Here is a 13,718-nt window from a genome sequence, read left to right as displayed (position 1 = left end):
CTCGTAAAAAGTAAAAATCTGGATTTTTGACCACATCATATCGTGTTTAATGAAAGCCAAACACACTTCATATCGTAGTAAAAATTTTTACGGACGACTTTTTACGAAACCATCAAAAATAGTTTTGTTCGAAAGGGATAGTAATTTTTTTTGGGATAGAAAACACGATATTCATAAAAAAAATTAAATAAAATTAACATAAATATAAAAACAGTTGTCAATAATTGATTGAATATATAATAATTGTTAAACTAAATAAGGCGTTCGGCAGTTCCGGCGAGTGCGGCTGAAATCATTCAGGAGACGAGGAGGGGGTATGACAACACGAATAGCCATTATCGGTGCGGGACCGGGGGGATATGTCGCGGCGGTTCGCGCTGCGCAGTTGGGTGCGGCGGTCACGGTGATCGAGCGGGAGAACGTCGGCGGCACCCGTTTGAACTGGGGATGCACATCCCGTCCAAGATCATGATCAAGACGGCGGCGGTCCTGGAAACGTTACACCGGGCCGAAACCTTCGGCATCCATGTCGACACGGCGCCGCAGGTCGACATGGTCCGGCTCATGGCCCGGAAAAACGAGATTTTGGCTATCCAGGCCAAGGGTATCCTTGATCTTTCTGTCGAAGACGGGAATGACTTTCCGGGGCGGCCGTTGACGAGGCCGCCCCGGGACGCCGGTCAGACGATTTTCGGATTACTGACCTTTTTCAGGTCCCAGGCCTTGATCTTGAACGATTTGTCATGGACGCCGGGGTTGAAGTAGACATAGTCCTTTTTCGTCAGCTCCGCATCCATGTATATCGGCAGAGCGGTCATCTGCCCGAAAGGCGGGACGCAGCCGACCTCGCAGCCCACCTTTTCCGCCACCTCTTCGGGCTTGGCAAAGGAAACCTTTTTGGTCCCAATGTCGGCCGCCGCCTTTTTCCAATCCACTTTTTTGTCACCCGGCAACACCAGGACGACCATCCTTTTTTCCTTTGTCAACAGGACAAGGGATTTTACGGTCTCCGCTTCGGAGACCCCTAAAGCCTCGGCCATGGCCGGATTGGTATAGACAGGTTCGTGCTCGTAGATTTCGTAGGATATCCGGTTATCTTTCAGGATACCGATGATCTTCTCTTCCAATGTCATGCTCTCTCTCCTTGATCGGCTGCCGATGCCGTCGCCTCGTCGATGATTTCAGCAATGTCCTTGACCGCTACCTCGGCTTTCGTTTCCATGAGGCCGTCTGCCAGCATGGTGGCGCAGAAGGGGCAGGCGGCCGCCACTGTCGGTACGCCCGAGGCCGCGACCTCCTCGGCCCGGTCGGTGTTGATGCGTTTGCCGATGGCCTCCTCCATGAACATACGTCCGCCGCCGGCGCCGCAACAGAAGCCCTTGTCGCCGTGCCGTTCGAGTTCCACCAAGCGTCCGCCGCCGTTCATGCTTGTCAGGAGGTTCCGGGGAGCCGTGTAGATGCCGTTCCAGCGCCCCAGGTAGCAGGAGTCATGGAAGGTGAAATCCCCCACGCTCTTACCGTTGGGTACGAGACGTCCCTGCTTGTGAAGATCGAACAGGAACTCGGTGTGGTGAACCACCGGGTAGACGGCACCGAATTGTGGGAATTCGTTTTTGATGATGTTGAAGCAGTGGGGGCACCCGGTGACGATCTTTTTGGGGCCGTATTGATTGAAAACCTCGGCGTTTTGTTGAATCAAGATCTGGGCGAGGTACTCGTTGCCGGATCGCCGAGCCAGATCCCCGTTGCAGGATTCCTCGGGTCCCAGGATCGCGAAATCCACCCCGGCGCGTTGCATCACGCGAGCCAGAGCCCTCGAAATCTTCTTGGCCCGGTCGTCGAAGGAACCGGCGCACCCGACGTACCAAAGGACCTCGGCCTCCGGACGGTCGCTCATGAGGGGAATGTCCATGCCCCTGGCCCAGTCGGCCCGGGTGTCGGCCGAGAACCCCCAAGGGTTGGCCTGATTTTCCAGGTTGGTGAAGGTCTCCTGCATCTCAGGCGGGAAATTGGCCTCCATCAGAACCTGATGTTTACGAACTTCGAGAATGAAGTCCAACTGTTCTATGTTGACCGGGCAGATGTCCTCACAGGCCCGGCAGGAGGTGCACGACCAGATGACGTCGTCAGTGATGGGGGAACCCTCCCGCATGATCGGTTGGATGCTCTCCTTGTAACCCGACAGGAGCGGATCGGCATGTTGAAACAGGTCAATCTTGACATCGTGAATGACCTGTTTCGGCGACAGGGGCTTGCCCGTGTTCGCTGCCGGGCATTGCTCCTCGCATCGTCCGCATTCGGTGCAGGCGTAGAGATTCAGCACGTTTTTCCAGTTCAGGTCGCTGACCTTGCCCAGACCGAAGCTCTCGGCGTTTTCGTCTTCGATGTCGGTCTTGACCATGGCCTTCTCCCGCTGGAGCGGCTTCAGGAACACGTTGGGAGCCGCCGCCAGGAGGTGGAGGTGCTTGGAGCCGGGGATGTAGACCAGAAAGCCCAGGATCGTGGCCATGTGAATCCAGTAGGAAACCTCGTACCCGGCAAGGACCTGGTTCGGGGTCAGCCGGCCCAGATTCAGGAAGGCGGCCAGGGCGCCCGACACGGGAAACACCGCCGAATAGTCGAAGGTCGAGGGCATCAGAGTCTGGAAGGCGTTGATGAACAGAAACGTCACGATGATGACGCAGGTAAAGAGGATGATCAGATTGGCGTCGACGCCCATGGTCAGGTATTTGGGCCGCACGAGGGTTCGGCGGTAGATGGCGCAGGCAAACCCCACCAGTACCAGCGACGCCAGGATGTCGGCGATATAGAGATAGGCGCCGTAGACGCCGGGGGCCGGATGGGCCACGTCAAAAGCCGGAATGACGCCCTTGATCATGAGTTCAAGTGAATGGGGCTGCACCGCCAGGAATCCGAAGAAGATCAGCATGTGGGAGAGGCCGGGAAGGGCCTTGCGCCGTACATTGGATTGCCCCAGGACATCCTTGATGATGACCATGATCCGCTCCTTGACGTGGTCCAGCTTGAATTCCGTCTTGCCGTCCACCGCCGTCATCAGGCGGTAGAGGCGTTTGACCTTCTGATAAAAGATAGTGAACGCGGCCCCGAGAGCCGACAGCATGATAAATGATTTCAGGAGGATGTAGCTTTGCATGGCACACTCCAGTTGCAGCAACGTGTCCGGTTGGGGCTGGGGCCCCTGGCAAGCCTTACTGTTTTGGTGTGAAATCCTTCTCTTTCCAATCCTCGGGATAAACGATGGCGCCCTTGCCTTCGGTGTACTGGATCACCGGGAAGTAATAGGCATCCTTGCCGACCACCGGATCCGGGACGGATTCGGCGGTGTATCGGTACTCGTTCATGATGAGCGCACCGTCGGCCTTGCTGAAGGTCAGCTTGCCGGTCTGGACCTCCTCGACAAAGATCTTGTGGATATTCTCTTTATTGAGCGCCCCGTATTTTTCGAAGGTGCGATTGAGAATCTTGATAAACATGTTGGTGCCGTCATAACAGAGACCGCCTGCCGAAGGGCTCGGGTTGAAGCCATATCTGGCCTGGATGTCTTCGGCCCACTTCCTGGCCTCGGGAGTGGTGAGCTGGGGGATCATGTCGAGGACGCCGTTGGAGCCGGGGCCCGCCATCTTGTACCAATCCCCCATCCAGCCGAGGCCGTCGGCGATGATGACCGACCCGAGGCCCACCTCATTAGCCTGTTTGACAAAGGCGGTCATGGTGGAGGCTATAGTGGATGTCCCGGCAAGGACCGAGACATCGGCGGATTTGTATTTGCTCAGCAGGGGATAGAAATCGGTTTGAGTGATGGGGAAATAATCCTCGGAAACGATCTCCCACCCTTTGTCGGCGAACATCTTTTTGAGGGCGCTGCCCAGGCTGCGGCCCCAGTCGGTGTCTTCTCCATAAACGGCCACCTTCTTGTTGGCGGGTTTCCATAGATTTTTCTCAACGGCGTTGTCGAGGCATTCTACATAACCGACGGCCATTTTTGCGGGAACGGGCCAACCCTTGCCCCCCCAGTAGCTGTACCTGGCCGGATCGCTTCGCCATTTTTCATTGACCAGCTCCGTGGCGCCGAACCCGAACCAGTGGGGAATCCTGTACTGGGCCGCCGCGTCCATTGCCGCCACAGCCACCGAGCTATGCCAGTTCTGCATGGCGCACTCGATGCCCATGCGCTCGACGGCTTCGGCATAGGCACCGGCCGCCTTGGCCGGATCGGATTGAGAATCGATCCAGACCAGCTCGATCTTGTAGTCGCCGACTTTGTAACCGATCTTTTCCATGGCCATTTCCACCGATGCCTTGAATTCGGCGCCGTTCTTGGCCGACGGACCGGTGAAGGGTCCCAGGACGCCCACCTTCAGGAGTTTTTCTGCAGCGGCTCCAGGTGTTGCCAGCAGGGCGACGGTCAGGGTTCCGATCAAAATTGCGGACCAAAATCGTTTTCTCATTTTTTTCTCCAGTTGGGGTTCCAGTCAGACTGCGGCGTGGAAGGCTTTCCGGTGAAAAACCGTCATTCGCAGGGGCTAATAAAAAATATTTTACCATTATCCTCCCCTTTTTCAATGCGTAATGAGGGTTGGGGCGGCCGATACCGCCGATAAAAACATGTTCCTGCCGTCGCTCTCGCTATGGCTCGGGCATTTACGGAGATGCGGCAAAGAGCCTTGTCGGGGATGTGAGCGCCGCCGGAATCAATCTTCCGTCGGTCGATATTTTCGCCGCTGAAGTAAGGCGACAACCCCGCATATGACCAACAAGGCTCCGAAGCTTTCAATGGGGGTCATCATTTCCCCCCAAAGAGAATAAGCGTATACCGATACAAACAGAATTTCGGACATCACCAGAACGGTGGCGACACCGGCCGGCAGATGCTTCAGACCGAAGGCAAACGCAAAAAAACCGGCGACGGTGGACAGTCCGATCAAGCCTGCGAAACAGAGCCACGTCTGTGGCGGCACCGGCAATGGGGACGCCACGAAAAACTGAAAGGGCAAAAGCACCAGCGCCGCAATACCGAAGGCATAGGTAAGCACGACCTCGGGGGCATATCGACCGCTCAGCTGTTTTCCGAAGATGCTCCATGCCGCGTAAGTGGCCGGAACTGAAAAGCCTGCTGCGATACCTGCCGTCGTCACCTCATTTCGGACCGAGGATATCAGCCCGGATACCAGAATCGTGCCGGTAGCAATGAGCGTGACGGCGGCGATTTTCCGGACGGTGAAGGCCTCCTGCCAGACGATCCGGGCCACAAGGATGACGATCACCGGCATGGCGGCTTGTTGCACTGTAGTAATTGCGGGGCCGTTCAAAAAAATTCCCAGATTCCAACTGACGTGGAACAGGCCCAGGCTGAAACCCATCAGGATCAACCAGATTCGATCGGATTTTTGAATCCGCAGCTCCTCGCGTCGTCTGAACATGCCTGAAATGCAGGAAAAAGCAAGGAACGCGGCCGTATCCCGCCAAAAGGCCAAGGCCGCTGCCGGTATGTCGATTTGGGTCATGATGAGTTGGATAAAAATCCCTGAGGTGCCCCAGCAGGCCGCCGCCGTCATGACCGCCAGATATCCCCACATCATTGACGCTTCACGGTGACCCTTCATGACTGTCCTGGCTTTTTTCGGCTTCAAGGGCCCTCTCGAATTTTGGATTGACGGCATGTCACGGGTTTCGGTCGACATGGGCTGAGGCACCGGCCTTGGCGATTCGATTTCATGGAATCTTCGAGCGGACACTTACTGGGAAAAACATCCCGACATCAACGGCGCGGTTATCCTGCGGGAGCTCAAAATCGCCGACAACGGTTGCTAATGTTGCCCCACCATGGGCCGTATCCTCCCGGCACCTCTTTCCGGTCACCATCATGAAAGTCGAAGGTTGAAATTCTGTGTTGTGATTCAGGGTTCGATTTGAGATTGATGCCATTTAATCCGGTCTGTATTTTGAATGACCGGTGGCACGTGGGTGACGGAAAGCAAAAAAGGGTTCAGCCCGATATGGCCAAACCCTTGATTTGTCGAGCGCGCCCGGAGGGATTCGAACCCCCGACCTGCGGATCCGAAGTCCGACGCTCTATCCAGCTGAGCTACGGGCGCAAGTAAGAAGACCACTACGGGGGTACCGCAATGGTCTCTGGTGGCTGTGATGGGGTGAGTGATGGGACTTGAACCCACGGCCACCAGGGCCACAACCTGGTGCTCTACCAACTGAGCTACACCCACCATAAAACAGAAGTCCTGAGTACCAGAAAAAGGGCGGGGATTCAAGTTTTTTTTTGAAAACCTCAAAAATAATCGACGCAGGATTCTGTTTCAAATTGTCGAAACTGGGTATTGACCCTGATCGGCTTCTCTTATATGAATGGTCAATAAAATCAGTTTTGTGATGCATGCGAGGTATAATTTTGGCAAATTTTAACATTTTTGTGATGCGGGCGATCCTGGGGGTGGTGTTTGCCGTTGTGCTGATGCGCATTTTTCACCCGGAATTCCACATGGTCTATGTGGCGGGGTTTGCCGTTGTCCTGGTGGCCCTCGCTTACCTCCTGGAATACTGGCGCAGGAGAAAAACGGAAAAAAAGAAATAGCAAAAAGAGGCGACCGTGTCACATCAGATTATTTTGGGAACCGCAGGACATATCGATCACGGGAAAACCACGCTCATCAAGGCGCTGACCGGCATCAACACCGACCGGCTCAAGGAGGAGCAGCGCCGGGGAATCACCATCGAGCTCGGTTTTGCGGCCTTTGACCTGCCCGGCGGCCGTCATGTGGGCATCGTGGATGTTCCCGGGCACGAGAAGTTTGTCAAGAATATGGTCGCAGGGGCGACGGGCATCGACATCGTGGCCATGGTGATCGCCGCGGACGAAGGCGTCATGCCCCAGACGCGGGAGCACATGGAGATCTGTGCGCTTTTGGGGGTTCGGCACGGCCTGGTGGTCCTGACCAAGGTGGACTTGGTGGACGAGGAATGGCTGGAACTGGTCATGGAGGACATCCGGGACTTCGTTCAGGGCACGTTTCTGGAGGATCGGCCCATCGTGCCGGTTTCGTCGGTGACGGGGCGCGGCATGGATGATTTCGTTGCAGCCCTTGAACAGTTGAGCCGCGAGGTGCCTGAACGATCTTCGTCGGGCATCTTCCGCCTGCCTGTGGATCGGGTCTTCACCATGCGGGGATTCGGTACGGTGATCACCGGCACCCTGATTTCCGGGCGCGTGTCGGTGGGAGAGACCGTCATGCTCTATCCGTCGGAGATCACCGCCAAGGTCCGGGGAATCCAGGTGCACAATCAGGCTGCGGAGGCCGCCGAGGCCGGCATGCGAACGGCCGTCAATTTTCAGGGGCTCGAAAAGACGGTGGTGAACCGCGGGGACATCCTCTCCACACCCGCCGCTCTCGCGGCGAGCTACATGGTCGACGTCATGTTCCACTACCTGAAGAGCAACCGGAAGCCCATCAAGAACCGGACCCGGGTCCGATTTCATACCGGCACCAGCGAGGTTCTCGGCAATCTGATCCTTCTCGATACGGAGGAACTCGTCCCCGGAGAGTCGGCGCCGGCACAGCTTCGCCTCGAGACGCCGGTGGCCCTGGTCAAGGACGATCGATTCGTGGCGCGGAGTTACTCTCCGGTTCGAACCGTCGGCGGCGGCAAGGTGCTCAACCCGATTCCCGTCAAGCACAAGCGGTTTGACGACGGCGTCGTCGGGATGTTGAGGGATCTGGATCAACACGAGTCCGGCGATGTGATCTGTCGTCTGACGGCGGCCGCGGGGTATCCCGGGGTCTCTTTTGCAAACCTGAAGGTGATGACGAACATTCCGGAGAAGCCGCTCCGCCAGAAGGTACAGGGGTTTCTGTCCGACAGGACCCTTGTCCAGGTCGACAGCGACAACCAGATCTTCATTCATCAGGAGAATCTGGAGAAGCTCAAGGCCGAAATCTCCGGGCACGTCTTTCGATACCACGAGAAATATCCGCTCAAACCGGGGATGCCCAAAGAAGAACTCAAATCCCGGTTTCCGTCCTTCCTCGGTCCTAAATTGTTCAATCTGGTGTTGAACCATCTGATCAGGGAAAAGCTTCTGATCCAGGAGGAGGACATGGTTCGCCTCTCGACGCATAAGGTCGCCCTGAAGGCCGATCAGGAGGAGATTCGGAAACGGATCCTCGAAGCCTATGTCGAGGGTGGGCTTACGCCGCCCTACTTCAAGGACCTATGCCGGAGTGCCGACATGGATCCCAACCGGGCCAAGGACGTTCTGATGATTCTCATCAGCGAGGGACTGATTACCAAGATACGGGAGGACCTTTATGTCCATACCGATACCCTCGAGGCCCTCAAGGCGAAAACCAAGGCCTTCCTCAAGGCCAACACGGAGATGACAACCCTCCAGTTCAAGGAGATCGCCGGCGTTTCCCGAAAATTCCTGATCCCTTTTATCGAATATTTCGACGCCCAGAACCTGACCATCCGCATCGGGGACATTCGAAAGCTCAGAGGCGGTTGATACCCACGCATTAATCCTAATTTTGTGAAGGAGATCCGATGGATAATTTGAACAACGACGGCAATGGCGGTGAACCGGTCGCCGGGAAAAAAGGCGGTATTCTGGCCTCGAAGCGGTTTATCCTGATCGTGGTGATCACTCTGATACTCCTGTGGCTCGTCTGGACGATTCTTGGGTTTCTCGAGGACCGATCGGCTCGGAAAGCCGCAAAACCGACGGTTGTGGCCACGGAAGAGACCACCGCCGCGCCCAAGGTGAAAACGCCCGGTCACCTCCCTCCGAACAACGGAAAAACCGTTGCCCGGGACACCCGTGTGGCCCCCTCCAAATCGACGACATCGACGGAAACCCAGCCGCCCAAGGTCGCCGTTCCCACCCACGCACCGGTCCTGGACGTCGGGAAAGGCACGGCTTTTGTCACCGCCTGTATGGAGCCTTTGGCCTACGAACTGAACGAAAGGTTCTGGGGGTGGCGTCCCAACGACATCCTCAACGTTACGGACAACGTCAACAATCTCCAGTTGGGCATCCTCGAGGTAACCCGTAGAACCAGCGTGGTCCTGGCCGAGCATCTCTCCCGAACCGGCAGTACGGACGCCTATGTCCCGAGCCTTGAATCGGCTATGAACTGTTTCATGATCAACTCCCGGCAGTATTGGTTTCCCACAGCCGAGTCCAAGTACAATGAGGGCCTGGATGAGATGAAAAACTATATCAGGATGCTGAAAAACGGTGAGGCCCGATTTTACCGCCGCGTGGACAATCTCGTTCCACTGTTCAGGGCGTTCGAGAGCATGCTGGGCAGCTGCGATGAAAATCTGGTCAAGAATCAGGGAGACCTCAGCACCTTCAAGGCTGACGATTATTTCTATTATTCCAAGGGGGTGGCCCACGCCATGGAGACGATTCTCGAGGCGACGGCCGAGGATTTCAGTGATCTGATCGCCTCGATCCAGGGCACCGACGTGCTCCACCATGCCATCACCGCCCTCGGCCATGCCGCTAACATGGACCCCTGGATCGTTTTCGAGGGCAGCCCCGATGGATTCATAGCCAATCATCGATCCAATATGGCGGCTCACATCAGTCACGCCCGTTTTTATCTGGGGGTATTGAACTCGGCGCTGACCGGCAACATTCAGTAGGTCATTCCAAAGCTTTTCCTGCCGAACCCGACGGGAGGGGGGTTATCGCCTTTCGCTCGTCGGGATCCCGGAAAAATCTCTTGAGACGAACATCGACGTAACGCTGTCCAGAAAACGGAGCCCCAAGGGGGTCAAGGCACACCGATCAGCGGCATCCTGAAGCCACTTTTTTTTTCGGAGGGTCGCCAGAACCTCTCCGAAGACTTCTTTGAAACGGAGCTCGAACCGGTTTTCGAAGTCCGGAATCCGGATGCCGTCGGTCTGCCGCAGCCCCAGATAGAGCCCTTCGATGATTTGTCCTTCCCGATCCACGACTTCCTTCGCATCCACGACGGGCTGCCCCGTTGCGGTGAGTTCCATGTATCGTCCGATGCTCCCGACATTCCACCACCGCTCCGGCGGCATGAACGAGTGGGCGGAGGGGCCGAAGCCCAGGTAGGGCGCCATGGACCAGTATTTCCGGTTGTGTCGCGACTGTTTATCCGACGAACGGGCGAAATTGGAGACCTCGTACTGGGTGTAACCGTGGTCGGCCAGAAATCGGATGGTGGTTTGAAACAATGTGCCGACCCGACTTTCGGAGAGGGGCTTGAATGTCCTCTTCTCCAGGAGCCGCGACAGCGGCGTCCCCGGTTCGTAGGTGAGCATGTAGCAGGAGAGATGATGGGGGGCGAGGGTGACGGCAGCCGTCATGTCCGCGATCCAGTCTGCCGCCGACTGTCCCGGAAGACCGTATATCAGATCGAGGCCGATGCTGTCGTAACCGGCATCCTGCGCCCATCGCACGGAAGTCCGGGCATCCTCGGCCGAATGGACCCGCCCCAGAAATCGGAGTCCTTTGTCCGAAAAGGACTGGACCCCGATGTTGAGGCGATTGACGCCCAGGCGTCGTAACGCCCGAAGCCCCTTTTCGGTAAGGGTCCCGGGGTTGGCTTCCAGGGTGATCTCCGCATCGGGACACAATTCAAATCGTTCGCGTACCGTAGCCATTATACGGTTGACTTGGTTTGACGCCAGTACGGAAGGTGTTCCGCCCCCGATATACAGGGTATCGAAAATGAGCCCCGCCGGCGGATCGGCGCAGCGGATTTCCTGATCGAGGGCGTCAAGGTAGTCGGGAATTCGGGAACGGTCGATTTCGGAATAGAAATCGCAGTAGAGGCATTTGCGGACGCAGAACGGAACATGGATGTAGATGCCCCCCACCTCGCGAACGGTCGGTACGGATCCATGTCCGCCGTCCGGCGGGCGGGGTACGGTAGGATTCAGAGGCATTGTCGCCTATGAAGCTGTTTGGTAGTGGGCCAGAATGGCGTCGCAGAGGCCTGGAATCGTGTAAGTCGACGCCGTGACGTCCACCGTGAACCCCAGCTCCCGGGCCGTGTCCGAGGTGATGGGCCCGATGCTCGCCACGGTGACGCCGTTCATCATTCGGGGGAGAGGCTCCTCCTCGGGTAAAAGGGCTTTGAAATTCCGCACGGTGGAAGAACTGGTGAAGGTGACCATGTCGATAGCGCCGGACTTGAGTTCTGCCACAAGCTGCTCAGCGTTTTCCCGGGCCTGGACCGTCCGGTAGGCCGTGACCTCGTCCACGGTCGCACCCATTCGCGTCAGCTCCACAGGCAGGACGGGTCTCGCCTCCATGGCGCGGGGCAGCAGGATGCGGCACCCCTTGATATTTTCGTTCCTGAAGGCGTCCACCACCGACTCGGCCCGGTAGTTTTCGGGCAGGATGTCGGTTTTCAGGCCGAAGCCCATCAAGGTCCGGGCGGTGACGGGGCCGATACAGGCGGTCCTGAGGCGGTGAAGGGCCCGAACATCGTACCCGGTCTCGAAGAGTCTCCGGAAGAAAAACCTGACGCCGTTGACGCTGGTGAAGACGATCCAATCGTATGTGGACAGGGTGTTGACGGCCGCATCCAGGGGGGCCCAGTCTTCGGGGGGGATGACCTGAATGGTCGGGCATTCCATGCAGTCGGCACCCATGTCCGTCAAACGCTTCACCAGATCGCTCGCCTGTTCCCGAGCCCGCGTGACGACGATCCGTTTGCCCAGAAGGGGGCGATTTTCGAACCAGTTGAGGGAGCTCCGAAGGGAGACGACGTTTCCGACGACGATAATGGAAGGCGCCTTGAGCCCTGCCGCCTTCACCCGTTCCACGATGTTCTCGAGAGTGCCGAACACGGATTCCTGGCGCGTTGTAGTTCCCCATCGAATCAGGCCTACCGGCGTTTCGGGTGCCATCCCGTTGTCCATCAGGTTTCGGGTGATGTGGGGGAGGTTCTTGACGCCCATAAAAAAGACCAGGGTGCCGATACCCCGAGCCAGGGAGGCCCAGTCGATGCTGGAATCCGTCTTGGTCGGATCCTCGTGGCCGGTGACAAAGGCCAATGTCGAGGTAAAGTCTCGATGGGTAAGGGGGATGCCTGCGTAGGCCGGCGCCGCAATGGCCGATGTCACCCCGGGTACGACTTCAAAGGGGATCCCGGCGGCCACCAGAACCTCGGCCTCCTCACCGCCCCGGCCGAAAATAAAAGGGTCTCCGCCCTTGAGTCGGGTCACGACCCGTCCTTCTTTGGCTTTTTCCACGATCAGGGCGTTGATGCCGTCCTGGGAAAGGGTATGGTCTCCCCCTTTTTTCCCGACGTAGATCTGTTCCGCATGCTCCGGGGCATACTTGAGAAAGGCGGGCGATGCCAGGTAATCGTAGATGATCACATCGGCATTCCGTATGCACTCCAGACCCTTGACCGTTATCAGGCCGGGGTCACCCGGCCCTGCGCCCACCAGATAGACTTTACCTGCTGATTTCATGAATTTCCTTCAGGCTTTCTAAGATTGGCCCGGCGCCCTTGGCGATGAGGTGTTCGGCCAGAGAGACGCCGATGCGTTCCGCGTCTTCGGCAGGGCCGGACAGGGTTTCCCGGATGACGGTGCCGCCGTCGAGGGCGGCCACCAGCCCGATCAGCGTGTAGGTGTCGCCTTCAAGCGTGCCGTGGGCGGCGATAGGTACCTGACACCCGCCCTCCAGGCGGTTCAGAAAGGCCCGCTCCCCCATGACCACCTTTCGTGTTTCTGCGTGATTCAGGGCCGCCATCACCGGGGCGATGCCGGGATCGTTTTGCCGACACTCGATGCAGAGGGCTCCCTGGCCCACGGCCGGGAGCATGACGGTGGTGTCGATCATTTCGGTGATTCGGTCGGTCAGGCCCATGCGATTCAGACCGGCTGCCGCCAGGATGACCGCATCCAACCTCTCGGTGTCGAGCTTGTTGAGGCGTGTATCGAGGTTCCCGCGGAGCGGCACGATCTCGATGTCCGGGCGAACGCTTTTCAGCTGGGCCCCGCGCCGCAGGCTGCTGGTCCCCACCCGTGCGCCCTGGGGAAGACGCTTCAGGGGAAGTCGATTTCGGGAGACCAGGGCGTCCTGAGGCGTCTCCCGCTCGGGAACGGCGCCGATGCAGAGTCCGGGTGGGATCTTGGCCGGCATATCCTTCATGCTGTGGACGGCCGCATCGATCCTGCCGTCCAGCATGGCGTCCTCGATCTCCTTGACGAAAAGCCCCTTGCCGCCGACCTTGGCCAGGGGGACGTCCAGGATCTTGTCGCCCTTGGTCTTGATGATGAGGAGTTCGACGGCTGTGCCGGGAAATTTTTCCATAATGGTTCGGCGAGCCCAGTTGGCCTGCCAGAGGGCCAACTGGCTGCCCCGGGTGCCGATGGTGATGTGTCGCGTCGTTCTGTCCTGTGCGGTCGTCGTACTCGCCATCAGTGGCCGCACCCCGCGCAGCTGGAGGCCGTGCACCCGCTGCAGGACGATGCTCCGGCGGATGCCTTGACCGTCTCTCCGCCGCTGCCTTTGCTCAGAAAGCCGCAGGCGGACATCATCTTCCTGACGTCGGTGCTTTTGCAGTTCGGACATTCAGCCTGGTGGCTGCCGATGACGAGGCATTCAAAATCTTTGTCGCATTGATCACAGTGATATTCGTATATAGGCATTTTTTTCTCCTTGCCGTACGGGTCTGGGTATCGGCCGT

Annotated in this window: 12 protein-coding genes and 2 tRNA genes; 4 read left to right on the top strand and 10 right to left on the bottom strand. The window is 57.7% G+C overall.

What is annotated here, in order from left to right; translation table 11 throughout:
* The first annotated feature begins 316 nt into the window (after positions 1-316).
* A complete protein-coding gene (locus dmul_RS21015; RefSeq protein WP_020877288.1) occupies positions 317-472 on the top strand; it encodes an FAD-dependent oxidoreductase in 156 nt (51 codons plus the stop codon).
* Between the two features lie 208 nt (positions 473-680).
* Here the strand turns inward: dmul_RS21015 and dmul_RS18965 are convergent, their stop codons facing one another.
* From dmul_RS18965 to dmul_RS18940, 6 genes are all read right to left on the bottom strand, one after another.
* A complete protein-coding gene (locus dmul_RS18965; RefSeq protein ID WP_020877290.1) occupies positions 681-1,133 on the bottom strand; it encodes an aminoacyl-tRNA deacylase in 453 nt (150 codons plus the stop codon).
* The gene (locus dmul_RS18960; protein ID WP_020877291.1) at positions 1,130-3,154 is read right to left on the bottom strand and encodes a (Fe-S)-binding protein; all 2,025 of its coding nucleotides are present in this window, start codon (positions 3,152-3,154) and stop codon (positions 1,130-1,132) included. The genes dmul_RS18965 and dmul_RS18960 overlap by 4 nt, the downstream gene beginning before the upstream one ends.
* A 55-nt stretch (positions 3,155-3,209) precedes the next feature.
* Entirely contained in the window at positions 3,210-4,469 is a 1,260-nt protein-coding gene (locus dmul_RS18955) for an ABC transporter substrate-binding protein (RefSeq protein ID WP_020877292.1), read from the bottom strand.
* A 243-nt stretch (positions 4,470-4,712) separates the two neighbouring features.
* On the bottom strand, positions 4,713-5,624 hold the full coding sequence (locus tag dmul_RS18950; protein ID WP_020877293.1) for a DMT family transporter: 912 nt from the start codon (positions 5,622-5,624) through the stop codon (positions 4,713-4,715).
* A 418-nt stretch (positions 5,625-6,042) separates the two neighbouring features.
* Positions 6,043-6,116, bottom strand: a tRNA-Arg gene (locus dmul_RS18945).
* Positions 6,117-6,166: 50 nt separating this feature from the next.
* A tRNA-His gene (locus dmul_RS18940) sits at positions 6,167-6,242 on the bottom strand.
* A gap of 182 nt (positions 6,243-6,424) precedes the next feature.
* Between dmul_RS18940 and dmul_RS18935 the strand changes: the two genes are divergently transcribed.
* The 3 genes from dmul_RS18935 to dmul_RS18925 are packed head-to-tail and all read left to right on the top strand — an operon-like array spanning position 6,425 to position 9,681.
* Positions 6,425-6,607, top strand: coding sequence for a hypothetical protein (locus dmul_RS18935; RefSeq protein ID WP_234979173.1), 183 nt, complete (start codon positions 6,425-6,427; stop codon positions 6,605-6,607).
* A 15-nt stretch (positions 6,608-6,622) separates the two neighbouring features.
* Positions 6,623-8,536, top strand: coding sequence for a selenocysteine-specific translation elongation factor (gene selB, locus dmul_RS18930; RefSeq protein WP_020877296.1), 1,914 nt, complete (start codon positions 6,623-6,625; stop codon positions 8,534-8,536).
* Between the two features lie 38 nt (positions 8,537-8,574).
* Positions 8,575-9,681 (top strand): DUF2333 family protein, encoded by a 1,107-nt coding sequence (locus dmul_RS18925; RefSeq protein ID WP_020877297.1) that lies wholly within the window; start codon positions 8,575-8,577, stop codon positions 9,679-9,681.
* Positions 9,682-9,723: 42 nt separating this feature from the next.
* On the opposite strand, the gene hemW is transcribed toward dmul_RS18925, so the two are convergent.
* The 4 genes from hemW to dmul_RS18905 are packed head-to-tail and all read right to left on the bottom strand — an operon-like array spanning position 9,724 to position 13,680.
* Positions 9,724-10,956 (bottom strand): radical SAM family heme chaperone HemW, encoded by a 1,233-nt coding sequence (gene hemW / locus dmul_RS18920; RefSeq protein ID WP_020877298.1) that lies wholly within the window; start codon positions 10,954-10,956, stop codon positions 9,724-9,726.
* A 6-nt stretch (positions 10,957-10,962) separates the two neighbouring features.
* The gene (cobA, locus tag dmul_RS18915; protein WP_020877299.1) at positions 10,963-12,495 is read right to left on the bottom strand and encodes a uroporphyrinogen-III C-methyltransferase; all 1,533 of its coding nucleotides are present in this window, start codon (positions 12,493-12,495) and stop codon (positions 10,963-10,965) included.
* Complete coding sequence (gene hemC / locus dmul_RS18910; protein WP_020877300.1) at positions 12,479-13,450, bottom strand: hydroxymethylbilane synthase; 972 nt, start codon at positions 13,448-13,450, stop codon at positions 12,479-12,481. The genes cobA and hemC overlap by 17 nt, the downstream gene beginning before the upstream one ends.
* Positions 13,450-13,680, bottom strand: a complete 231-nt coding sequence (locus dmul_RS18905; protein WP_020877301.1) for an FmdB family zinc ribbon protein — start codon at positions 13,678-13,680, stop codon at positions 13,450-13,452. Before dmul_RS18905 ends, hemC begins: the two co-directional genes overlap by 1 nt.
* Positions 13,681-13,718 lie beyond the last annotated feature (38 nt).

The sequence above is a fragment of the Desulfococcus multivorans genome (assembly GCF_001854245.1).
In the GTDB taxonomy this organism is placed as follows: Bacteria; Desulfobacterota; Desulfobacteria; order Desulfobacterales; family Desulfococcaceae; genus Desulfococcus; species Desulfococcus multivorans.
The sequence above is the reverse complement of the archived record's forward strand: the minus strand, read 5'-3'. Positions and strand labels throughout refer to the sequence as shown.